Genomic DNA, 20,809 nt, shown 5'->3' with positions numbered 1-20,809 from the left:
TACTTCGAACCGCTGTCTAAAGCTGTACCGCCAGGAATGGCTTGTGTGGTCTAGCCGGTGCCCTAATGCGGGTGGCGAGCAGGTTTAGACGGCAGTGATCGCGTCTGGCTTGTCAGCTGTAGCGATCAACGCTCGGAGGCTGGCTTTCCCCATTCCACGTCTGAACGACGTCAGGACGAAATTCCCTCCCTTCGTAGTAACCACCCAGAACTGCTCAATTTTCATCAATGTGAAAATCGGCGCAGTCGTCAACGAGTATGCATCTGTGCGCTTTTCGATAACCCCCGAGGCGCTTTGACCAAACACCGCACCGATCGCGCAGTCGTTAGCAATGACCACATCGCTCAGATAGGCCGTTATCGGAATAGGGTACTTCTGACTCATAGCTCGAACGATACGTTTGAGCTGGAAAGCCGTTAGCTCTTTGCCTGGATACCTGATGATCTCAGCTGTCATCTGTTCTTGCGCTCCTGCATGCAAATTAGCCCTCTCCCAAGCACCCAAGGCTCCTAGGGAACGCTTAAATTTCTAAGACGAAGTCCGGCAAAAAGCCGGCCTTTTCACCGGGATATCCCCTAGGATTTGAAACCAGTCGACACCCATCGATGACAGTGTCGACTGCGTAGTGGGTGTGGCCAAAAACCCAGGCATCAGCCTGCGAGACCAAGTCATCCCACCGATTGAAGTAAGCGGCGCCAAGATGGCCTTCATGACCATCCCCCGCGACCTCTTCGATCGGGCAATGATGGGTGATGACGACGGTCTTGCCTTCGAAGTCCTTGGCCAGCTCTTCAGCCAGAAATGCGCGCGTGCTGATGTTGCGAGCAATGAGGTCGACCGGGCGAAGCCGGCTGTAGCCTTCACCATGTCGGATCTGGCTGAAATCGTTCATACGCTCCCAGCACAATGACATCGCTAGCCTGTAATTGCCGGTTGAGGTGAAATCCGTCCACGCAGTCGCCACCAAAAATCTGACATCGCCGACGATCAAAGACTCGTTGTCCAATACCCGCACGTGCTCGGCTGCCGCCTGCTTCATCTTCGTCAGCGTCCGATCGAGGTGACCGCCGTAGTATTCGTGATTCCCGCAAACGTAGATCACCGGACAGTCGAACGTATCGTTGGCCCACTTGACTCCTCGACCGCGCACAGAAATATCCCCAGCGAGCACAACCAGGTCGACGTCTAGCTGAGGTGGTTCAAACGGGGAAAACTCATTGTGTAGATCCGAATAAACCGCGATCTTCATACTCGCGCTCCGTCGTGCATGGGCTGCGTCGCTACTCCCGGGCCAGTCCGAAGGACGACCGGGCTACAAAATCTGAAGTGCTCAGGGACGAAACGACAGCACCATTTCCAGAGATGCTTGCTTCGTGTATCCGTCGCCGACTAGTAAATAGATCGTGTTGCGAGTCTCGAACATCCATGGCTGCTCATGCGAAATTGCGTAGGTTGTTCTCACCCAGCTGCCAGGCACGAAACGTCCTCGACTGTCATGAATGACCTCATGAGCGAGTACGATCATCGGCGCGATCCCACCCGGCAGCGACTCAACCTCGTCCGTGGGGATTTCAACAATGATCCACCGCTTCACTAAGCAAAACGCCTTACCTGGGAAGCGCTGCTGCGCAACATCGATCAGGTCGGCTCTCTCTCCAGTCCAGCCTTGGGTGAGCTCACCGGCTCCGTAGAGGAACGACATTGCGTCTTGCAGGGAAACTGGCATCCCTCACCTCCGAGCACTGGTGAAAATCTGCCCGTCCCGAGTGACGAACACGTACACAGGATCTGCCTCGCTGCCTTCCTCGACACGAATCTCACTGAGCAGCTGCATCGATATTTCAGGCTGTTTGGTCATCGCTGGCGGCGCGATCAACTGAACCCGGTTGACGCTCAGAAATTCGGGCGAACTCCCCTTGCACAAAGCATCAACAGCTTCGACGCTCGACACCAACCGCACAGTAGGCCCAACCCCCGCATCAGTAACTCCGCTCCCTTCCACCACGAAGTAATAGCCGGTCGGATCGAGGCTCGCTGAGTTCCACAGCATGCGCAGACTGTCATGGGCTTGAAACTGACCTCGAAGCTCTGTCTGGTTAGTAACTAACAACGTGTAGCCCCCATAAATCATGGGCGCTTAGCTAGAACTAGGCCCTTAAACAATTCATATAAATTGACAACTTAGCACCCACAGATGATCGTGCTCTCAGAACAAAAGCGACATGCGGGAACGGATGGGGCCACCATACCATCATTCCACATTCACTGCCTATAGTACGTGGATGTAGAATTTTCGGTGTGGCCTTATGCTTCCCTTTGCGGGAAGCTCTACCATGCCAACGCGATACACTCTGGCAGCCGTCCTCCGCGCCACCCGTGCTGCTCGCGGCCTGTCCCAAGAACAGCTCGCATCCACGGTGGAGCCTCGGCATTTGCACAGGATCGAGCACGCGAAATCCAACATCAGCTTCGAGATGCTCGAAGACATCAGTAAACGCCTGGACGTCGATTCGGTAGCACTCCTCGCAGCTGCCTCTTGCTACGAGCGCCAAGAACAACTTGAAGAGTTCATGACGCACCTCTGGACAGAGCTGAGTAAGCTTCGTGAGATGCGTGTGATGGAAAGCCTGCCTGCGCAATTCTCGAATGGGGCGCTTATAGCGGCGAAGTCCGGCAAGCCGCCGACTCCTCCAGACAGGATCAAAGCAATCCTCGACTGCAAGGCTGACGGCCTCAGCCAGAAAGCGACCTCAGTGAAGCTGGAGATTCCTTACTCCACCGTACACAAGTTCTGGCACATGCCAGCGGCAGATGAGTGAAGTGGGATAGCGATAACACCACGGGACGACAGCGACCTTACAATTGCAACCCTGAGTCTTTGTCTTGCCTACGACCAGATTAGGTACCCCTCGGCTTGGCTCTCGCAGTAGCTTGAGCGACGAGGGGGTCGTCAGGCCAGAAATGCTTGGGGTATCTGCCCTTCAGATCCTTCTTCACCTCAACGTAGGTCGATGCCCAGAAGTTTGCCAAGTCCTGGGTCACCTGTACGGGACGCCGCGCCGGCGATAGCAGATGCAGCTTGAGCACTTGGCGACCATTCGCGATGCGTGGCGTGTCAGCTTGCCCGAACAGTTCCTGCAGCCTCACCGCGAGTACGGGCGGACGCTCGCTGTAGTCGATTCGAATATTCGACCCGGACGGTACCGAAACCGTCTGGGGCGCCTGCGCATCCAACTGCTGCGGAAGGGGCCACGGCAGCAGGTTGCGGATGATAGAGGACAGATCGAGCTGACCAAAATGGCTGAGCCGCGTAACTTTACCGACGTAGGGGCCCAACCACTGCTCGAGCGACACCAGCAAGGCTTCATCACGAAGATCGGGCCACTCGCTCTGCTTACCCGATTCTTCATCCAGTATGCGCAGCAGCTCCACCCTTGCCAGCCACTGACGCAGGTCAGGCGTCCACGGAAGAAGCTCCAGCCCCTTCCGGCGAACGTAGTTGAGCAAGGCCTGAACGCGCGCTTCATCGCTTAGGTCGACCAGAGGCGCACGCGACAAAATCAACTCCCCGACTTTCTCCTGCCGCTCGGCGCGGAGCACACCTTCACGCTCATCCCAATCAAGTTCATCCACCCGGGAGACCTGTTCTTGAAGGACAGTGTCGAACAACGCTTCATCCAAATCGGCAGCCAGGTAGATCCGCTCCTCACGCTGGCCCTGCCGGCTTCCCAAGTCGGCGATCACCAGCCAAGAATGCTTCATCAGTGCATCAGCTTCGGTGAACATCGCAGCTCGACCATTAGCCAGACGATACTCAGCCCCACCAGCACGACGCTGTTGTGCAACACGATCTGGATACGCCAAGGCAAGCAAGCAGCCCACCCACCTTGAGTGGTCGGGATCGGCGACTGGTTGCGATGCTTGGCCGCGCAAGTACGACCGATATTGCCTTGCTATTTGCTTCGCTCTTTGAGCACCGCCTTGCTCACCCCGCTGTGCTCTCTGCTCACCGGACAGGATGGCCAAACGACTGTGAAGGTCTGCTCCACCGCCACGCTGAATATCACGCTCGCCGAGCAACGCAGCGATGTTGCATGCGGTTTCAGCCAGACCAAGCTCATGGCCACGCAGTAGCAAATGTGCGATCCGAGGATGACTCGGCAGCTCAGCCATAGCTTGGCCGTGCCTAGTTAATTGCCCATCTGGTTGCAGGGCGCCAAGCCGTCGAAGCAAATCGTTCGCTTGCGAGTAAGCAGCTGTAGGCGGAGCATCAAGCCACTTCAGGTCACTTGGCTGGACGCCCCATTTAGCGAGCTGCAGGGCCAAACCTGTGAGATCCGCTTGTTGAATTTCGGGCGAACTGAAACCCGCCATTTGGTCGTGCTGGGTTTCAGACCAGAGTCGGTAGCACACACCTGACTCGACCCGCCCTGCTCGACCAGCACGTTGAGTAGCACTGGCTTTCGATATGCGTTGGGTGTCCAACCGTGTCATACCGCTGCGAGGATCGAAACGTGGTACACGTTCAAGACCTGCATCGATAACGACACGCACGCCGTCGATGGTGACACTGGTCTCAGCGATGTTTGTGGCCAGCACAACCTTCCGCTTTCCTGCCGGTGCCGGATCAATCGCAGCCCGCTGCTGATTCAGATCGAGTTCACCATGAAGGGGGCAAAGTAGAACGTCACGCTGAAGTGATGGTGACTGGGTCAAAGCATCTTCCAGGCCTGTCACGACTCGACGGATCTCGGCTTGACCAGGAAGGAAAACCAACAAGCTGCCAGGCTGATCAGCAAGCGCCTCAAGGCACGCACTAATCACTTGAGGCTCGACGTATTCTCCAGGTTGCTGAGGTTTTCCCCAGACTGTCGAGACCGGGAACATCCGGCCTTCACTCGTCACGATCGGTGCGTCATCCAGCAAGCGCGACAACCTTTCACCTTCCAGCGTTGCCGACATCAGCAGCACCTTGAGTGGAGCGTCGTCCCGGAAAAGCTCGCGACCATTGAGCGTCAGGGCCAAGGCGAGATCGGCATCTAGGTTTCTCAAATGGAATTCGTCGAAGATTACGAGCCCCACACCTTCAAGTGCAGGATCGCTCTGCAGACGGCGCGTCAGTATTCCTTCGGTCACCACCTCGATCCGCGTCTTTGGCCCGACTTTGCTGTCCAGGCGAATACGATAGCCAACGGTCTCACCGACCTTCTCGCCTAGCTCGTTCGCCATGCGCTCGGCGGCAGCTCGGGCTGCGAGCCGGCGAGGTTCCAACATGATGATCGTCTGCCCTTGGAGCCATGGTTCATTGAGCAAGGCAAGCGGGACGCGAGTCGTTTTACCGGCGCCAGGCGGTGCTTGAAGTACCACCTCATTTCGATTTTGAAGGGCTTCAAGAAGGGCCGGCAACGCGGCGTTGATTGGCAACAAACTCATGAGTACTCCTGCGGCAGGAGCGCAGTATACAAAGGTTCGTCAGGTGACGGATCTGTGTAGCGGATAGCTGGCCAAAACGGGCCGCTACCCGCCATTCTTCAGTTGCTGAAGAGACCTTAAGCCAGATCCAAAATCCCGCCCGAAACGAACAGACCAATAATGATCTGCTTGTACTCGGCGAAGAAGCTCCACTCAGTCAGCCCACAGCCAACCCCGAGGAGAATGCTCGTCATGAGCACAAATCGCCACGTGGGAGCGAAAATTTTGATGAGGTTTGCGAGCGAAGTGTGCTCGATAAACTCATCAACATGCTTATTGTAAGCACGCCCTAGGATGACCGCAGTCGCAAGCAGCACCCCGGCCAACCCCAAAGCTAGCCACTGAGTTAGCGGAACAAAGAACAGCGCGCCGCTTCCTACAAAAAGCCATTTTCCAAGCGTGGCCAGCTTCTGGCTGTAATCCTTCGCGACCTGGTCAAACCACCAAGGCATACGCGGATCGAAAAACGGTGCATCCAACATGCGCTTCCCCATAGATCTCATGACTATCGTGAAAGGTACTGGCTAGCAGACCTACCAGCGCAGATCAGCCTTGACCGCCTTATAGAGATCCGCTCGAGAAGTCATGGTGCTGAGTTGAGGTGCCTTGAGAGCTTCCTCTGCGGCACGGATATTTGCCGCTCCGGACTTGCCATGGTCATTCATCAATTTCTCGATGAAGTCAGCGACCTCATAGCCCTCGTCTTTGTCGACCTTAGCTCGGTCAAGTGGGCCGGCGTACGTCCCATCCCCTTTATCGCGCTTCCAGGTGTATTTGTACTTCTGCTGCTGCAGATCCAAATGCTTCACCGTTACTGCCATGTCCTGCCTCCTAGGCTTCGAGATTTCTACGCGCAGCAAACCGCTGCATAAACACCAGGGGACGACACTCCCAAACAAGGAGAGTCGACCCTGGCCAATGGTTAGCTGGTATGGCAGAGAGAAGAGCAGAACCGGCAGCCATTGGACTGTGGGTACGTCACCCGAGCCTGACGAACAGCAGTCAAGCACGAGGTGTGCTCGCCCAAATCTTGGCGGTTGTAAATCGAAGGGAGGAAGGTGCAGCTACCCGTGTGCACTTCATGATCGCCGTTGGCTTGCGCGTTTTTGTTCACGTAATAACGAGCCATGATTAGTTACCCCGCTCTTTGTTGGACTGAGCGAGCACCGAGGCTGCCAACGTTTTGGTAGTAGAGCTGTACTTGTCGCTTTCCAACACGCGACCAGCTACCGCTTCCATCTCAGCACTGGTCTGCTTACCAGAGGACGACTGGGACATGGCAGATGCTGCGAGCTTCTTCTGAATCGCAGAAGAGTTCGAGTCGCGCAGGGTTTCAGATGCCAGGGTGGCAACCTTCGGGGACGTTTCTTTCGTATTTTTAGACATAGCAGGGAATACTCCACAGTCTTGAATCGAGATTCAGGCGGGAGCACGTTGAGCAGAAACCTCTGGTAGAGCGTTGACACCCTCCCCTGGTTATCTCTAAATGCGCATCCCACCGCTTTCATGAGCGGTATCGGGTGGCAGGTTCATGCGTTGTGTCTGCAAACGTTGCGCATGTGCCTGCTAGCTTTTTCGATTCCGCCTTAGCCGCCGAAACCCAAGATATAGTGGCCTCGTTACGACTTAGCTACAAGATAAGGGGCTATTTCGAGACGCGCAAGTTGATGGGGTGTGGATAACTTGTGCGCAAACTGTGTCTTGGATCCCATTTTTGTACTGTACGCATGCACAGCCCGCATGGGACAAGGGTTTCTCGGTTTCAATCCTGTTTTATCTTGTTACAAATATCCTTTTTCTTTATCCAACCGCCCCATTTCCCGGCACTGAGCGACGCAATCTGGCAGGATTTTGCGCCGATGCAGCGTGCGCATTTCTAGTGGGCACCCCCTCTCGGGCAAGTCGACACCCCATCCGCGAGGCGTCGACTGGCATTGCATTTTACTGGGCTTAGCGATGAAGCATTTAGCTGAGCTTGTAGGCTTGGTGCAGACGGCCAAGCTCGTCCAATCCTCTGGCAAGCATCGCACTGTAACCAGCTCGATCCTGGATAAAGGGCGAGAACAGACTATGTCCCAGCCAGTGCTCAAATCCCTCGTGGGCAACATTGGCTAAAGCCATGCCGACAGACCGTACGTCCTCAAACTTCCCATGCTGCAGATCATCCAGGCTCAGGTTGTCATAGACGTACCGGGTGTCGTCGCGTATCGCAGACCATCGTTTGAAAGAGGCGCGCCGCACCTGGCAAGGCACACAACGACCGCAGTGCTTGTACCCGAAACGCTGAAATCGTCCGCAACTTGTTGAAGCCACAGCATGCTCTTTGAGCAAACTCTGGTTTCGGCATGCAGCGAGCATTTCACCCTTGGTCATCAAGGCATATCCGTCTCGTTATCAACCCACATGGCGACCCTCCTTGGAAGTCTCGGCGTGAAGCAGCGTCGGCCAATAGTAGCCGTGGCGCTTGGCAACTTGCCACTACAACCGACACGACCTACATGAGAGGTGATCGTCTGTCGCGGCCTTGCATGTGCTCCGCTCGCTTAAGGGGGTCAACCAGGCTGAGGGGCTCTGCTGAGATCAGTCAATTACTGCCGGCAGCTCTGATCCATCCCAGTCGTCCAAAACAGTCCACGCTTCGCCAGGCTGCAGTTGAACAACAACATTCGTTTCAGGAGTCGCGTGAATCTCAACCCTTGGCTCACCGCGCTCTTCGATGTCGCTGAAGTAGAGCGTTTCAACGCCCGTATAAATGTACTCCCTCCTTGGAGCCCGTATGACCGTCCCAAACAGCCCAAACACCAACGAATCCTCTTGCGCCAGCTTTATCTGAGAAGAACAGCCTCTGGACTGAGCGCGCTCCATTGCACCAGGCTCGTACTCATTCAGTACCCCTGAGCAAACAAAACCAGGGGTCTGCTGCGTATGGATGGGGCCAGCTAAAAGCTTTGCGTACTTCTTCAGCTCCTTATAAAGCTGATAATCGAAGTCGAGCTCATGCAGCAGCACAGGCTTATCGCACTGCTCAGCGATCTTGCGTGCCACGTCTAAATAGAGAATCACCCATTGCAACTGGGCGTGGAACTCATCGGAGATCATGCTCGATTTGGAGTCAAACGATGCAGCATTGCTGCCAACCTCCAGCTCAAAAACCAGCCTGCCCTTGTCCATCATCTGGGCTGCTTTTAACAGTCGAGCAAAACGAGGCAGCTCGAGTATGTTTTTCCCCTTCCAAGGCTCAACATTGAATGACAGATCAAACTGATGATCCTGCCCCTCATGCGAGCAATGGGCTTTGATCGCGATGAAGCCTTCCAAGGCCGAGCCCTCGAAGACTGTCCTCATAGTGCCGGAGGTGTAGTAGCACGTGAATGACTCAATGAATACTTCGCTCCCGCCATCGGTGCGGATATAGAGATTGGCGGCGATCGGTTTCTTGACCCCACCGATAGTCAACACCCCTTGGCCAACACCATTGGCTTTCTGCTGAATAGCATCGAAGAGTTTGGAACCCTTGAGCTCAAAATGCTTACCGGGGATCCTAAGCTCCCTGCCTTCTTCAACAAACGCCTTTTGCGCCGCCCAGAAATCATCCAGCTTATCGAGGTTCTGCAATACCAAGTCGATGCTGACCTTGTCTTGAGCTGCCTGAATCACATGCGTGTAGTGATTTCCGCTTTTGTTCACCTCAACAGTGAAGCGCGAATCGAGGTTTTCTAGGTTAGATTCGTAGCCCTTCACTATCTCCGCTACAGGTGTCTCGAGCGGGTCATTAGCTCGATTCACGAACCGATGGAGCAGATCTACTGAGCCTTGCTCTGCGGCTACCTTCACTTCCTTTTCGGTGAAGCTTTTCTGATTCAGTAACGAGTTGGATCTAGCTTCCGCATCGCGCTTCCACTGAAGGAGGGTTTCGACGCTAAAGGCAGAATCGTCCGCATCGATCAACCTTGAATGTGTCTGGCACATCCAGATGCCGTTATCGAAGTGCTTTCGCTGTTCTGAGGTTTGCTGTTCGTCGTACCTCGGGCCACCTGGCGCAGCGGCTTTGATGTGGCATGCAACACCAACGCTTACAGTGCCCTCTCCGTTTGATTTCGCACCATGAGTGTGTACGTGACAGCCAGGGTAAGAGCACACATTTCCAGCACTGTCGCGAATCTTTTGCGGTGTTGATCCTACGAAGTCGTCACGCTTTGGCTTGGCTTCGGCTTTCTTCTTAGCGCTGGTTGTTGACTTAGCTTTCGACCCGCTCATGCACTGTCCCGGTGATGAATTTGGATGTGCTGATGATGCTAGGAATTTGAGGTGATTGCGATGGTGGTGATGGGGGCGTGATGACCATGGAGGCGGGTGGGTTCTGCGAGCTGGAGCTGGAGGGGACGGTGAAGGCAGGTAGATGAAGCAGGAGCAGGAGCAGGAGCATCAAAGCCTTGTGGGCTTTGACTGAAAAGCCTGACAAGCCAGAGCTGAAGAATGACCGATCAGCAAAACGTGGAACTCGTCGAAGATCAACAGCCCCACGCCATCCAGCGCAGGGTCTGCCTGCAAGCGGCGTGTGAGGATACCCTCGGTGACCACCTCGATACGGGTCTTCGGCCCGACCTTACTGTCCAGGCGAATGCGGTAGCCCACGGTCTCCCCGACCTTTTCACCCAGCTCGCTGGCCAGCCTTTCGGCCGCCGCGCGGGCGGCCAAGCGGCGTGGTTCGAGCATCACGATGGTTTGCCCGGCCAGCCACGGCGCGTCCAGCAATGCCAAGGGCACACGGGTGGTCTTGCCGGCGCCGGGCGGTGCTTCGAGCACGGCTTCGTCGCGGTTTTCCAGGGCCTGGCGCAAGGCGGGCAAAACAGTATCGATCGGTAATGAAATCATGGTGGTCCTCGAACAGTCGGGCGAGTATAACGGCGAACCCAGCCTGCTCTATCATGGTCTTAGCATCAGGTGCTGGCGCTTCGCTTGCCCTGCTGAATACCTTTTCGGAGATTTACATGCGTATCCCATCCCGTGTCATCGGCGGCGCCCTCATCGTCACCTTGCTGACCCAGCTGACGGCCTGCGGCACGCTGTTCTACCCAGACCGCCGCGGCCAGATCGACGGCAAGATCGACCCCGTGGTCGCCGCCATGGATGCCATCGGCATTCTCTTCTACGTGATCCCCGGGCTGATCGCCTTCGGCATCGACTTTGCCACCGGCGCCATCTACTACCCAGGTGGCCGCACAGCCCAGGTCGCCCCAGAGAAACTGCGCGAAGCGGTAAGCCCGGACGGCAAGGTCGACAACCTCAAGCTGCAGGCCATCCTTGAAAGCGAACTGGGCCAGCGCCTGCCGCTGAACGACCCACGGCTGATCCAGCACCGTGGCAGCGTCGAGCAACTGGCCGCCTACCAACTGGTACCGGCTGCCTGACCCAGACAAGGACATCGCCCCGGCATGATCACCCCGGCTGAACACCAGCGCCTGCTGCGCCTGGCCACCCGCGCGTCACTGGCGGTGGCCAGCATCCTGGTCGTGAGCAAGGCGCTGGCCTGGTGGCTGAGCGGCTCGGTCAGCCTGTTGGCCGGGTTGACCGACTCGGCACTGGACGCCGTCGCCTCGTTTCTCAACTTGCTCGCCGTGCATTACGCCCTGCGCCCGGCCGATGACGACCATCGGTTTGGCCACGGCAAGGCCGAGGCCTTGGCGGGTATGGCCCAGGCGCTGTTCATCGCAGTCAGCGCGGTGCTGATCGGGGTGCAGGCAGTCGAACGCCTGCAAACCCCACAACCCTTGGGTGACACGGGCGTCGGCATCGCGGTCATGCTGCTTTCACTGGCCTTGACCGTTGCCTTGCTGGCGTTGCAGCACAAGGTCATACGCCTGACCGGCTCCACTGCGGTGCGGGCTGACTCCCTGCACTACCGCTCAGACCTGCTGCTGAACGGCAGCATCTTGCTGGCTTTGCTGCTGACTCAATTTGGCTGGTCGCAACTGGATGCCCTGTTCGGCTTGGGCATTGCCTTCTACATTCTCTGGAGTGCGCTGCAGATCGCGCGGGAGAGCACCGCCATCCTGATGGACAAGGAGCTGCCGGGCGATGTGGGCGAGGCGATGTCCGCCCTGGTGCTGGCCATCCCTGGCGTGAAGGGGGTGCATGATGTGCGTACACGGGTTTCGGGCAACCAATGGTTCGTGCAGTTGCACCTGGAGTTACCGGGCGAGCTGGCGCTGCATGAGGCGCACAGTCTGTGCGTGGCGGCATCGGAGGTGATTCGCCAGCGTTATCCACAGGCGGATGTGATGGTGCACGCGGACCCGGTGTAATCCTGTCCGGCCCTATCGCCGGCAAGCCAGCTCCCACGCGAACTATGTAGCCTTCAAGTCTAGCGCCGCACCTGTGGGAGCTGGCTTGCCAGCGATAAGGCCGGCACAAGCACCACAAGACAGAGCACTGCACAGTTCTGTGGGAGCCGGCTTGCCGGCGATAGGGCCGGATCATTCAGCGACAGTTTCAGTTGATGCTGTAACCCCGCCCGCTGAAACAAGCCCCCAGCGCACGCCGGTAGGTATCGGTCACATTCAAAGGGGGTGCATAGGCCGCCGTCGCCGGGTCAAAGCCTGACTGGCTCACCGCCCAGCGGTGGCACTGGTAGCGGTCCTGTTCCTGCTGCTCCTGCCCCTGGCCATACATCGGATAAGCCACCACATCATAGCCACCCCCTGCCGGAGCCATTGGCACAGGCGCGGGTGCAGCCATCGGCGGGTTCACCACCACATACTCGCGGCTGTCCGCCAGGTACTGGTAATAGGTATCGGCTACCAGGAAGAACAGCGCCCCACCCAGCCAAACCTCACGGGCATACGCCGGCAGGTACTCCACCCGCGCACCATAAGGCGGTGCCACGACGATGTAGCTGCCGCCGTGCGGTCGATACCAATAGCCGCCCGAATAGAAGTAGTCGTGCCCGCGGTAAGGCACCTTCCAGTAGGGATCCGGGAAGCGGTCGATGGTCTGCCCTGGGCGATACTGCGGCCCTGGCCCCCAGCCATTGCCATGGCCGTCCGGGCGCCCCTGCCAGTCACCGCCCGGCCGCTGCCCCGGCCCACCGGCTTGCCAATAGCGGTTATCGCCATTGTGCCGGGGGATGTCCTGGTAATAGCCCTGGCGCGGGGGCTGGGTCTGGCGTACTTCGTCGCGCGAGTTGAGCGGGGAGCGGCCCGCGGCAGCGCCGTTCGGGTCCTGTGGCCCGTTGCCGCCGTGGCCCCCGCCATGCCCCTCATCAGGCCCCTGCGCCACAGCGCCAAGGCTGATGCTCAACGTAACCAAACCAACACCTGCCCACTGCCAGATGCGCGACTTCATGGTGCCCCTCTCGATCAAAATGACTGCAGCCGCTGCCAGTCTACCGCGCCGGCCACACCGGCAACTTAAAATCGCGGACATGAAAAAAGGGAGGCCGTTGGGCCTCCCTTTGGGAATTGTCGTCCGTGCTCGGCACTTGTGGCGCCGGCTCACCTCACGCCGTCTTCTGGACGGTGTGTAGCCCGGGGGCCTGGCGGATCCTGTTGGATGGCTGGGCCGCGACCGCTCGCCTAGAGCGCGTCGCCGTGGACTGATGTCCGGGCAGTGATTCTGTGGATAAAGATACCGGGCAGAGGGCGGCAGAGGATTGCGAAGATTGCTCAGATAAATAGCACTTGCGCAATTTTTCACCTTAGATTGATAATTCACCGCAATCTGAACAGAAAAGGCATATTCCATGAGCAAACTTGACCGCTACGACCTGAGCATCCTCGCCGAACTGCAGCGCGATGCGCGCATTTCCAACCAGGAGCTGGCCGAACGCATCGGCTTGTCGCCTTCGCCGTGCTCGCGTCGGGTCAAACAACTTGAGGACGACGGCTACATCTCGCGCCAGGTTGCCCTGCTCGATCGCAAGAAGCTGGGGTTGAGCCTGACCGCCTATGTACTGATCGGCATGGACCGCCACACCCCAGAGCGCTTCGAGACCTTCGAGGCCGCCATCCGCAACTTGCCCCAGGTGCTTGAATGCAGCCTGGTCACCGGTATGGACGCCGACTACCAGCTCAAGGTGGTGGTACCGGACATGGACCACTATCAGAAATTGCTACTCGGCAGCCTGACCCGCATCGAAGGCGTCACCAGCGTGCGTTCGAGCTTCGTGCTGAACCAGGTACTGGCCAGTACCGAGCTTCCATTGACCCACCTGCGTTGAATACTTCATCGCCCGGCGTATGATCGAGCGCTCAGCCTGCCTGGAGAACACTGATGGATCCCGCCGTATTCGAAGAATGGATGATGATCATCCTCGTCACCGTGTTGATCGGTTTCATGGGCTTTATCGTCTGGGACCTGGCGAAAAAGTCCAAGGCCGGGCGGTTTGGCACCCTGATCCTGTTCTTCGTGCTGGGGCTTGGGGTACTGGCCTTTATCATCAAGAGCGTGGTAGTGGCGTTTCTGGAAGGGGTGTAACAGCCGGGCATGGGCCAGGGACCCTGTGGGAGCTGGCTTGCCAGCGATCACCGGCGAAGCCGGTGCCATACACCCCAGCGCCTGCATCGCCGGCAAGCCGGCTCCCACCCGAACTATGTAGCCTGCAAGTCTAGCGCCGCACCTGTGGGAGCTGGCTTGCCAGCGATGAGGCCGGAACAAGCACCACAAGACAGTTGCTCCCACAGAGACTTGAACAGGCTTCGAGGTTTCCCAGTTATCTCGGTAGCTTGGCTGGCACTTCGCGCCAACAGCCTTGGTCCAACCCGTCCAACGTCCAGTCGCCAATCCGCACCCGCACCAGGCGCAAGGTCGGCAACCCCACCGCCGCCGTCATCCGCCGCACCTGGCGGTTGCGCCCTTCGCGAATCACCAGCTCCAGCCAATGGGTCGGCACGCTCTTGCGAAAACGTACCGGCGGGTTGCGCGGCCACAGTTCAGGCTCATCCAGGCGGCGGGCCTCGGCCGGCAAGGTCGGGCCGTCATTGAGCATCACCCCCTCGCGCAGGCGTTGCAACTGCTCGTCGCTCGGCTCACCTTCCACTTGTACCCAGTAGGTCTTGGCCAGCTTGTGCTTGGGGTCGGCGATGCGCGCCTGCAGGCCGCCATGGTTGGTCAGCAGCAGCAGGCCTTCACTGTCGCGGTCCAGCCGCCCGGCCGGGTAAACGCCCGGGATGTCGATGAAGTCCTTGAGGGTCGCGCGCCCTTCACCATCGCTGAACTGGGTCAGCACGTCGAACGGCTTGTTGAACAGGATCAGGCGTGGCTCGGCCGGCGGCGCCTTGGGCTGGCGACGCGGGTCGGCAGGCCGCGCCTGAGGGCGGCGCGGCTTGGAACGGGGTGGCAGGGGCATGGATCCTCAGCGGAACGGCGGCTCATCGAAGCTGCGCAGTTTACGCGAGTGCAACGAATTGAGCTCGGTACGTAGCAGGTCGAGGGCGGCAATGCCGATCTTCAAATGCTGGCTGACCGCCCGGTTGTAGAACGCGTTGGCCGAGCCCGGCAGCTTGATCTCGCTGTGCAGCGGCTTGTCGGAGACACACAGCAACGTGCCGTACGGCACCCGCAAGCGGTAGCCCTGGGCGGCAATGGTGCCACTCTCCATGTCCACCGCCACCGCACGTGACAGGTTGATCAGTGGCCGCTCCTGAGCCCAGCGCAGTTCCCAGTTTCGGTCGTCGTAGGTCAACACAGTGCCAGTGCGCAGGCGCTTTTTCAGCTGTTCGCCGCGCTCACCGGTTACTTGTGCTGCTGCCTCCTGCAAGGCCATCTGCACCTCGGCCAGGGCCGGGATCGGAATGTTTGGCGGCACCACACGGTCAAGAATGCCGTCGCGCCGCATGTAGGCGTGCGCCAGCACATAGTCACCGATGGTCTGCGACTGACGCAGGCCGCCGCAGTGGCCGATCATCAGCCAGCAGTGCGGGCGCAGCACGGCCAGGTGGTCGGTGATGTTTTTGGCATTGGAAGGGCCGACGCCGATGTTGACCAAGGTCACGCCGTCGCCATCGGCGGCGATCAGGTGGTAGGCCGGCATCTGGTAACGGTGCCAGACCACGCTGGCCACCAGGGCCTGGGTTTCGCCATGGTCCATACCCTTTTCGATCACCACGTTGCCCGGCAGCACCATGCGCACGAAACGCGGGTCGTCACGCAGTTGCTCAAGGCCATGGCTGATGAACTGGTCGACATAGCGGTGGTAGTTGGTCAGCAAAATCCACGGCTGTACATGCCGCCAGTCGCTGCCGGTGTAATGCACCAGGCGACGCAGCGAGAAGTCGACACGCGCGGCATCGAACAACGCCAGCGGCAGGGTTTCGGTGCTGTCCCAGTCGTACAGGCCATCGGCGATATTGTCGGTGGCTGCCGACAGGTCAGTGCTGGGGAACACCCGTGCCAGCTGGGCGGCGGTGATGCCGCTGCCGGCCAGCTCGTCGCCCTGATCGACCACGTACGGGTACGGGATGTTCTGCTCGCTCACACCCACTTCCACCGTCACGGTGTAGTCGTGCATGAGCGGGCGCAGTTGCTCGAGCAGATAGCCACGGAACGCGGCTGGCTGGGTGACGGTGACGCTGTAGGTGCCGGCGACCTGGACCTTGGCGTAGGCACGCGTGGTGGCCGCGACCTCACCCTGGCTGTAATAGGTCAGGCGCAGCGCGGGATAACGGAACAGCCCGCGCTCGTCGGCATCGGGCTCGGTTCGGTCCTTGAGGTAGCGCTTGAGGGCTTGGCTGAGGGCACCGGTGGCCTGTTCATGCAGGGCCGCCAGACGGTCGACGGCCTGTTCTGGGGTATCAACGACTACAAAAGCGTGGCTCACACTGTGCTTCCTGTCTGGACATGCATGTGGACCATCTTGCCTGCCTTCGTGGGTAAATACACCCCCATTGATCAGTCTTGCCAGACCGGCGTGGCCCTTGCCACCAGCGCCTGCACATCCACACCCCGCGGCAGCGCGCCATAGGCCCGACCACCACCGGCCAGGCGGCTGCCGATGAACGCATCGCTGACCACCGCATTACCCGCCTCCAGCAGCAGCTTGGCCTGCAGCGCCAGTGCAATGTCCTCGGTCAACTGACGGGCGCGGTACTGGATGTCGGTGGTGTCGGCGAACGCCCCCTTGAGGTTGCCAATGTGCGCAGCCAGCCGTGGGTCGCCATGGCCATCACCCAGCTCGGTGAACAGCGCGTCCAGCACCCCCGGCTCCTTGGACAAAGCCCGTAACACATCCAGGCACTGCACATTGCCCGAGCCTTCCCAGGTCGAGTTGACCGGTGCTTCGCGGTACAACCGCGGCAGGATGCTGTCTTCGACGTACCCGGCCCCGCCCAGGCATTCGGCGGCCTCGTTGATCATTGCCGGGGCACGCTTGCAGATCCAGTACTTGCCCACCGCTGTGACCAGCCGGGCAAAATGTGCCTGCTGCGGGTCATCGAGCTGCTCCAGGGCCTGCCCCATGCGCAGGCTCAGGGCCAGCGCCGCCTCGCTCTCCAGCGCCAGGTCGGCCAGCACGTTCTGCATCAGCGGCTGCTCGTTCAATACCCGGCCGCCGACCTTGCGGAACGCGCAATGATGGGCGGCCTGGGTGAGGGCCTGGCGCATCAGGGCACTGGAGCCAACCATGCAGTCGAAACGGGTCATGGCGACCATCTCGATAATGGTCGGCACACCCCGCCCTTCTTCACCCACCATCCACGCCAGGGCGCCCCGAAACTCGATTTCACTGGACGCATTGGAGCTATTACCCAGCTTGTTTTTCAAGCGCTGGATATAGAACTGGTTGCGGTTGTCATCCGGGCGATGGCGGGGCAACAGGAAGCAGCTCAGGCCTTTTTCGGTCTGGGCCAGGGTAAGAAAGGCATCGCACATCGGCGCCGAGCAAAACCACTTGTGCCCGACCAGTTCATAGGCCTGGCCAGGGCCCGGCGTACCGACCGGGTAGGCGCGCGTGGTGTTGGCACGCACGTCGGTGCCGCCCTGCTTCTCGGTCATGGCCATGCCCAGGGTAACCCCGGCCTTGTGCCGGTCCCCGACGTTGCGCGGGTCATATTCGCAGGCCAGGATTTTCGGCAGCCAGTACTCGGCCAGTTCGGGCTGAAGGCGCAGCGCCGGCACGGCGGCGAAGGTCATGGTCAGCGGGCAGCCAGTGCCAGCTTCGGCCTGGCTGTGCAGGTAAGTCATCGATGCCCGCGCTACATGCGCACCTGCGCGGGGTTCCGCCCATGGCAACGAGGGCAGTCCATGTTCGACCGCAGTGCGCATCAGTTCGTGATAGGCCGGATGGAACTCGACCAGGTCGATACGGTGGCCATAACGGTCGTGGCTGCTGAATTCGGGCTTGTGCGCGTTGGCCAAGAAGCCCGCAGCCATCAGCGGCCCACCGGCCAAGGCACCGTACGCATCGATCCGCGACTCGGCCCAGCCAGCGCCAAAACGCCGCGACCACTCCTGCAAGGGTTGGTCAAGGCGGTACAGGTTGGCGCCGTCGAGAGACGGCGGCTGGTTGGTGACTTCGTGGGTTTCAGCGTACTGGTGCAGGTTCATTGGCAGCTCCTGGATCCGTGCAGGCCTGAAAGTCCCAGTGAAGCACTCCCTGGGGGTCAGTCAAAGTGACAAAAATGACTAATCGGGATGGCATTTGGCTGCGGCGGTGATTATCGGACGACATCCAAATCTGCATTTCGTGTAGGAGGTTTCCTAAACCATTCTTCCAGTGAAATGTGCCGTTTCCAGAGTGCTAGGTTCGGGCTTCCAGCCTTTCAGGAAGCATCGAACCATGAGCCAGCGTATGAACATCCTTGGCAAAGGCCAGGGACTCGACGGCGACCAGACCACCACAGGAGCCATCTGTATCGCCGGCCAGGCACGTGGGCGTGTACACGGGAGCGGCTGGCTGCTGGTGGGCGACAAAACAACACCCTGCCCACTCTGCGGTAACGAAGGGACCATCGTTGAAGGCGAACGTCGATGGAAGCAGGACGGGATACCGACCGCCGTGGATGGCGCCCTGGTTCAGTGCGGTTGCCCCATAGGCAGCAATCGCTTGGTTGCGCGGGCCCCCAATGGGCCGACCCCGCGCAGAGCGCCCGCTCCTGCGACCGTCTATGAGGCACAGCCACAGGCCCAAACGAGTAGCCCGACAAGCAGTAGCTACCGACCTGAGGGGTTTCAGCCCTCGCCCGCTACGCAAGCCATGGAACCTGGCTTTTATATCCTCCCGCGCTGCATGACCTACCAGGAAGTCCTGGCAGAGCTCGGCGCGCCACAGGCCAACTTGCCGCGTTCAATCCTGGAACGGCTGAACCCGACGTATCAGAGTGGGTTCAAGGCAGGCGAAATCTTTGTCATCGGCGACGGCCAGAGGCGCCCGGTGTGCACCCGTGAAGAGCTACAGGCGATGAGTGCGGCGAAACAGGCACGGGAAGCGTTGGCGAGCCTGACACCAGAAGAAGCCGAATTCATGATGCGTCATCAGGCCGAGATTGCCGGGCTGCTCAGTGATGTGAGCCTGGCGATGGGTGTGAGCGAGGCGATGGTTGCCAAGTCGATGGATGAACTCAGCGCCATTTTGCAAAAAATCGAACATCTTCATAAAGACCAATTCATCAAACACGGGCATCTTCGGCACCCTGAGTTCTTTGCAGAACGTCAAAAGCTGTTCACGCAATTGAGTGCGAACTTGAAAGCGACCGTTCTGAATAAACGCCTCAACCTCGGAAACTATCAAAGTCTGCGGCGGGACTTGGGAATCTCGTCGAGAAGTTTGGTGCATCACTGGAGCAAGGCGGGAGGACCGACACAGATTCCTGGCTACGCGACACATTTGGATAAGCTGGCCAAGATGGCCAAATATTTGAAAACAGGTGGACGTATAGGGATTACCATTGGTGGCATCGGCTCGGCAATTAAAGTCTCTGAAGTATGTAAAGAGGGGAACTCCAAAGCTTGCGAAAAAGTCAAAGTTACTGAGGCAAGTAATTTCTCTGGCGGCTTAGCTGGCGGCTGGGCGGCCGGCAAAATATCAGTCAGAGTCTCTGCGAATGTTTGCTGGAGATTCGGACCTGGGACTCTCGCATGTGGAGTAGTAATCACTGGCGCAGGTGCCTTGGCTGGCAGCGTCTCCGGCATGGAATATGGTGAAAAACTAGGCGAATTAGTCTTCGAGGTCTTTGCAGATGATTGAGCACCTTGACTTAAAACTAAGACTATTCTTGCTAGCAACACCTGCATGCCTAATTTTGATCGGCCTTGCTACTGATGTTCATATCGCCTGCTCTCGCCAATATAAAGAGATGACTTCGGCACTCCAACGGAGTGCGTGCCTTCCATTTGCGACCGGCATGTGGGGGGAGAAAAAGATTGGCTCCAGAGTGCTAGTAATTTCTGTAATCGCTGGCGCCATCGGATCACCAAACTCAAGTATTCGCAGAGGGATTATGGATGAGCGAGATTACCTACAATTCCCTAAGAAGCTAAAAAGCAAAATACTTTTTTCATCATCATTGAACATCATCGGCATCATCTGGATAGCCGTAAATTTCCTCTTCGAATAGCCTATCTGAGAGACCACCCCTTATGACCTCAGCCCAGAAGCACCATCCCGAATCACCAACCACCTCACACCCACAAGAAACACAACTCTATATCATTTCCATTTCAAAACTCATAATCATGGCTTTTTTATCAATGGGCCTGTACCTTTATTACTGGCACTATCGACACTGGTTACTCATTAGAGGTCAGCATGGTCTCAGACTCATCCCGCTGCTTTGTACAATTTTCGGCGCTGTAACAATCTACTTCCTAATGAAAAAAATCGTCGCGCGCTGCACTCAAGCGAACCGGCCTGTAGAAGGTAGTGCGGTCGGTGTCACTCTGATGCTTTACGCACCCATCCTGATGATAGTGGGCTGGGAATTCTATATATCCGAAAAGTTATTCGATAGCCTGCCACTCTCAGCTTTCACCCTAATCCCGATTATGCTCACACTCCTCTACACCACCTTTTTCTCGGTGGCAATGGTACAGATACAGCAATCAGTCAATGTTTGTGAGGGTGATGCGTGTGGGTTTGAAAATTCAAAAATAACTTGGGCAAATGTTCTATGGCTGATTGTCTGCTGGATGCCCATTACCGCTCTTTTTGGCTATTTGTCGGCTTACGCACCCTTAATGCAGTAACCCGCGCTGCCTAGCCTTGGCTGAGGTGTATCATCCAGCAACGCCTTGGCCATGGCTCCTGCGCAGATGCGTAGCAAGAGGCTGGAGTTGTTGTAGGTCGCGGGGGCATGATTTGAGAATGCATCAGGGCTGAAAGGTGCTCGCCACAACACATTTAGCG

22 protein-coding genes and 1 pseudogene are annotated in these 20,809 nt (G+C 58.2%); 8 read left to right on the top strand and 15 right to left on the bottom strand.

Translation table 11 applies throughout. From position 1 onward, the window contains the following. Window positions 1-84 precede the first annotated feature (84 nt). From D886_RS26725 to D886_RS0103905, 4 genes are all read right to left on the bottom strand, one after another. A complete protein-coding gene (locus D886_RS26725; RefSeq protein ID WP_033693926.1) occupies window positions 85-456 on the bottom strand; it encodes a hypothetical protein in 372 nt (123 codons plus the stop codon). Between the two features lie 64 nt (window positions 457-520). Then, a complete protein-coding gene (locus D886_RS0103915) occupies window positions 521-1,249 on the bottom strand; it encodes a metallophosphoesterase (protein WP_027592652.1) in 729 nt (242 codons plus the stop codon). An 81-nt stretch (window positions 1,250-1,330) separates the two neighbouring features. Next, entirely contained in the window at window positions 1,331-1,726 is a 396-nt protein-coding gene (locus tag D886_RS0103910; RefSeq protein ID WP_027592651.1) for a hypothetical protein, read from the bottom strand. A 3-nt stretch (window positions 1,727-1,729) separates the two neighbouring features. Continuing rightward, on the bottom strand, window positions 1,730-2,131 hold the full coding sequence (locus D886_RS0103905; protein WP_080999575.1) for a hypothetical protein: 402 nt from the start codon (window positions 2,129-2,131) through the stop codon (window positions 1,730-1,732). Window positions 2,132-2,333: 202 nt separating this feature from the next. On the opposite strand from D886_RS0103905, the gene D886_RS26720 reads away from it, so the two are divergent. After that, window positions 2,334-2,819, top strand: a complete 486-nt coding sequence (locus D886_RS26720) for a helix-turn-helix domain-containing protein (protein ID WP_027592649.1) — start codon at window positions 2,334-2,336, stop codon at window positions 2,817-2,819. 79 nt (window positions 2,820-2,898) lie between these two features. Here the strand turns inward: D886_RS26720 and hrpB are convergent, their stop codons facing one another. The 7 genes and pseudogenes from hrpB to D886_RS0103865 all read right to left on the bottom strand — a co-directional run. Beyond that, complete coding sequence (gene hrpB / locus D886_RS0103895) at window positions 2,899-5,433, bottom strand: ATP-dependent helicase HrpB (protein ID WP_027592648.1); 2,535 nt, start codon at window positions 5,431-5,433, stop codon at window positions 2,899-2,901. A gap of 116 nt (window positions 5,434-5,549) precedes the next feature. Beyond that, on the bottom strand, window positions 5,550-5,954 hold the full coding sequence (locus D886_RS0103890) for a hypothetical protein (protein ID WP_027592647.1): 405 nt from the start codon (window positions 5,952-5,954) through the stop codon (window positions 5,550-5,552). A gap of 51 nt (window positions 5,955-6,005) precedes the next feature. Next, the gene (locus D886_RS0103885) at window positions 6,006-6,293 is read right to left on the bottom strand and encodes a hypothetical protein (protein WP_027592646.1); all 288 of its coding nucleotides are present in this window, start codon (window positions 6,291-6,293) and stop codon (window positions 6,006-6,008) included. Between the two features lie 310 nt (window positions 6,294-6,603). Then, on the bottom strand, window positions 6,604-6,858 hold the full coding sequence (locus D886_RS0103880; protein ID WP_027592645.1) for a hypothetical protein: 255 nt from the start codon (window positions 6,856-6,858) through the stop codon (window positions 6,604-6,606). A gap of 579 nt (window positions 6,859-7,437) precedes the next feature. Continuing rightward, window positions 7,438-7,845 (bottom strand): hypothetical protein, encoded by a 408-nt coding sequence (locus D886_RS0103875; protein WP_027592644.1) that lies wholly within the window; start codon window positions 7,843-7,845, stop codon window positions 7,438-7,440. 207 nt (window positions 7,846-8,052) lie between these two features. Beyond that, window positions 8,053-9,729: a hypothetical protein gene (locus D886_RS0103870; protein ID WP_027592643.1), complete on the bottom strand. Its 1,677-nt coding sequence runs from the start codon at window positions 9,727-9,729 to the stop codon at window positions 8,053-8,055. A 204-nt stretch (window positions 9,730-9,933) separates the two neighbouring features. Continuing rightward, window positions 9,934-10,347, bottom strand: a pseudogene (locus D886_RS0103865) (DEAD/DEAH box helicase); the annotation flags it as partial. A gap of 116 nt (window positions 10,348-10,463) precedes the next feature. Between D886_RS0103865 and D886_RS0103860 the strand changes: the two are divergent. Then, entirely contained in the window at window positions 10,464-10,883 is a 420-nt protein-coding gene (locus tag D886_RS0103860) for a hypothetical protein (RefSeq protein ID WP_027592641.1), read from the top strand. Window positions 10,884-10,907: 24 nt separating this feature from the next. Continuing rightward, on the top strand, window positions 10,908-11,777 hold the full coding sequence (locus D886_RS0103855) for a cation diffusion facilitator family transporter (protein ID WP_027592640.1): 870 nt from the start codon (window positions 10,908-10,910) through the stop codon (window positions 11,775-11,777). A gap of 187 nt (window positions 11,778-11,964) precedes the next feature. On the opposite strand, the gene D886_RS0103850 is transcribed toward D886_RS0103855, so the two are convergent. Beyond that, entirely contained in the window at window positions 11,965-12,816 is an 852-nt protein-coding gene (locus D886_RS0103850; RefSeq protein WP_027592639.1) for a DUF6515 family protein, read from the bottom strand. 397 nt (window positions 12,817-13,213) lie between these two features. Here D886_RS0103850 and D886_RS0103845 point away from each other — a divergent pair, with 397 nt between their 5' ends. Together D886_RS0103845 and D886_RS0103840 are read left to right on the top strand one after the other, a co-directional pair. Continuing rightward, on the top strand, window positions 13,214-13,690 hold the full coding sequence (locus D886_RS0103845) for an Lrp/AsnC family transcriptional regulator (RefSeq protein ID WP_003249795.1): 477 nt from the start codon (window positions 13,214-13,216) through the stop codon (window positions 13,688-13,690). A gap of 53 nt (window positions 13,691-13,743) precedes the next feature. Continuing rightward, entirely contained in the window at window positions 13,744-13,947 is a 204-nt protein-coding gene (locus tag D886_RS0103840) for a DUF2788 domain-containing protein (RefSeq protein ID WP_027592638.1), read from the top strand. 235 nt (window positions 13,948-14,182) lie between these two features. Here the strand turns inward: D886_RS0103840 and D886_RS0103835 are convergent, their stop codons facing one another. The 3 genes from D886_RS0103835 to D886_RS0103825 all read right to left on the bottom strand — a co-directional run bounded on the left by D886_RS0103835 (window position 14,183) and on the right by D886_RS0103825 (window position 18,012). Continuing rightward, complete coding sequence (locus tag D886_RS0103835) at window positions 14,183-14,818, bottom strand: pseudouridine synthase (RefSeq protein WP_027592637.1); 636 nt, start codon at window positions 14,816-14,818, stop codon at window positions 14,183-14,185. Window positions 14,819-14,824: 6 nt separating this feature from the next. Beyond that, window positions 14,825-16,288: an AMP nucleosidase gene (gene amn / locus D886_RS0103830; RefSeq protein WP_027592636.1), complete on the bottom strand. Its 1,464-nt coding sequence runs from the start codon at window positions 16,286-16,288 to the stop codon at window positions 14,825-14,827. 71 nt (window positions 16,289-16,359) lie between these two features. Then, window positions 16,360-18,012 carry an acyl-CoA dehydrogenase family protein gene (locus D886_RS0103825; protein WP_027592635.1) on the bottom strand — a complete coding sequence of 551 codons (1,653 nt, stop codon included), beginning with the start codon at window positions 18,010-18,012 and terminating at the stop codon, window positions 16,360-16,362. Between the two features lie 232 nt (window positions 18,013-18,244). Between D886_RS0103825 and D886_RS0103820 the strand changes: the two genes are divergently transcribed. From D886_RS0103820 to D886_RS0103815, 3 genes are read left to right on the top strand one after another with little or no spacing between them, the layout of a single operon-like run. Continuing rightward, on the top strand, window positions 18,245-19,651 hold the full coding sequence (locus tag D886_RS0103820; RefSeq protein WP_027592634.1) for a PAAR domain-containing protein: 1,407 nt from the start codon (window positions 18,245-18,247) through the stop codon (window positions 19,649-19,651). Next, a complete protein-coding gene (locus D886_RS27600; RefSeq protein WP_081717446.1) occupies window positions 19,644-20,021 on the top strand; it encodes a hypothetical protein in 378 nt (125 codons plus the stop codon). The genes D886_RS0103820 and D886_RS27600 overlap by 8 nt, the downstream gene beginning before the upstream one ends. Before the next feature lie 22 nt (window positions 20,022-20,043). Further along, the gene (locus D886_RS0103815; protein ID WP_256214916.1) at window positions 20,044-20,649 is read left to right on the top strand and encodes a hypothetical protein; all 606 of its coding nucleotides are present in this window, start codon (window positions 20,044-20,046) and stop codon (window positions 20,647-20,649) included. Window positions 20,650-20,809: the final 160 nt, after the last annotated feature.

This window comes from Pseudomonas sp. LAIL14HWK12:I7 (assembly GCF_000483465.1).
Taxonomy (GTDB): Bacteria; Pseudomonadota; Gammaproteobacteria; order Pseudomonadales; family Pseudomonadaceae; genus Aquipseudomonas; species Aquipseudomonas kermanshahensis.
This window is presented reverse-complemented; position numbering and strand designations above follow the sequence as displayed.

Excerpts from the sequence above, each read along its gene's own strand:
- D886_RS0103820 (WP_027592634.1), top strand. The coding sequence starts at position 18,245 with ATGAGCCAGCGTATGAACATCCTTGGCAAAGGCCAGGGACTCGACGGC.
- D886_RS0103915 (WP_027592652.1), bottom strand. The coding sequence starts at position 1,249 with ATGAAGATCGCGGTTTATTCGGATCTACACAATGAGTTTTCCCCGTTT.
- D886_RS0103890 (WP_027592647.1), bottom strand. The coding sequence starts at position 5,954 with ATGTTGGATGCACCGTTTTTCGATCCGCGTATGCCTTGGTGGTTTGAC.
- D886_RS0103850 (WP_027592639.1), bottom strand. The coding sequence starts at position 12,816 with ATGAAGTCGCGCATCTGGCAGTGGGCAGGTGTTGGTTTGGTTACGTTG.
- D886_RS26720 (WP_027592649.1), top strand. The coding sequence starts at position 2,334 with ATGCCAACGCGATACACTCTGGCAGCCGTCCTCCGCGCCACCCGTGCT.
- D886_RS0103815 (WP_256214916.1), top strand. The coding sequence starts at position 20,044 with ATGACCTCAGCCCAGAAGCACCATCCCGAATCACCAACCACCTCACAC.
- D886_RS0103875 (WP_027592644.1), bottom strand. The coding sequence starts at position 7,845 with ATGACCAAGGGTGAAATGCTCGCTGCATGCCGAAACCAGAGTTTGCTC.
- D886_RS0103905 (WP_080999575.1), bottom strand. The coding sequence starts at position 2,131 with ATGATTTATGGGGGCTACACGTTGTTAGTTACTAACCAGACAGAGCTT.
- D886_RS0103845 (WP_003249795.1), top strand. The coding sequence starts at position 13,214 with ATGAGCAAACTTGACCGCTACGACCTGAGCATCCTCGCCGAACTGCAG.
- D886_RS0103825 (WP_027592635.1), bottom strand. The coding sequence starts at position 18,012 with ATGAACCTGCACCAGTACGCTGAAACCCACGAAGTCACCAACCAGCCG.
- D886_RS26725 (WP_033693926.1), bottom strand. The coding sequence starts at position 456 with ATGACAGCTGAGATCATCAGGTATCCAGGCAAAGAGCTAACGGCTTTC.
- D886_RS0103860 (WP_027592641.1), top strand. The coding sequence starts at position 10,464 with ATGCGTATCCCATCCCGTGTCATCGGCGGCGCCCTCATCGTCACCTTG.
- D886_RS0103870 (WP_027592643.1), bottom strand. The coding sequence starts at position 9,729 with ATGAGCGGGTCGAAAGCTAAGTCAACAACCAGCGCTAAGAAGAAAGCC.
- D886_RS0103885 (WP_027592646.1), bottom strand. The coding sequence starts at position 6,293 with ATGGCAGTAACGGTGAAGCATTTGGATCTGCAGCAGCAGAAGTACAAA.
- D886_RS27600 (WP_081717446.1), top strand. The coding sequence starts at position 19,644 with ATGATTGAGCACCTTGACTTAAAACTAAGACTATTCTTGCTAGCAACA.
- D886_RS0103855 (WP_027592640.1), top strand. The coding sequence starts at position 10,908 with ATGATCACCCCGGCTGAACACCAGCGCCTGCTGCGCCTGGCCACCCGC.
- hrpB (WP_027592648.1), bottom strand. The coding sequence starts at position 5,433 with ATGAGTTTGTTGCCAATCAACGCCGCGTTGCCGGCCCTTCTTGAAGCC.
- D886_RS0103835 (WP_027592637.1), bottom strand. The coding sequence starts at position 14,818 with ATGCCCCTGCCACCCCGTTCCAAGCCGCGCCGCCCTCAGGCGCGGCCT.
- D886_RS0103840 (WP_027592638.1), top strand. The coding sequence starts at position 13,744 with ATGGATCCCGCCGTATTCGAAGAATGGATGATGATCATCCTCGTCACC.
- D886_RS0103910 (WP_027592651.1), bottom strand. The coding sequence starts at position 1,726 with ATGCCAGTTTCCCTGCAAGACGCAATGTCGTTCCTCTACGGAGCCGGT.
- D886_RS0103880 (WP_027592645.1), bottom strand. The coding sequence starts at position 6,858 with ATGTCTAAAAATACGAAAGAAACGTCCCCGAAGGTTGCCACCCTGGCA.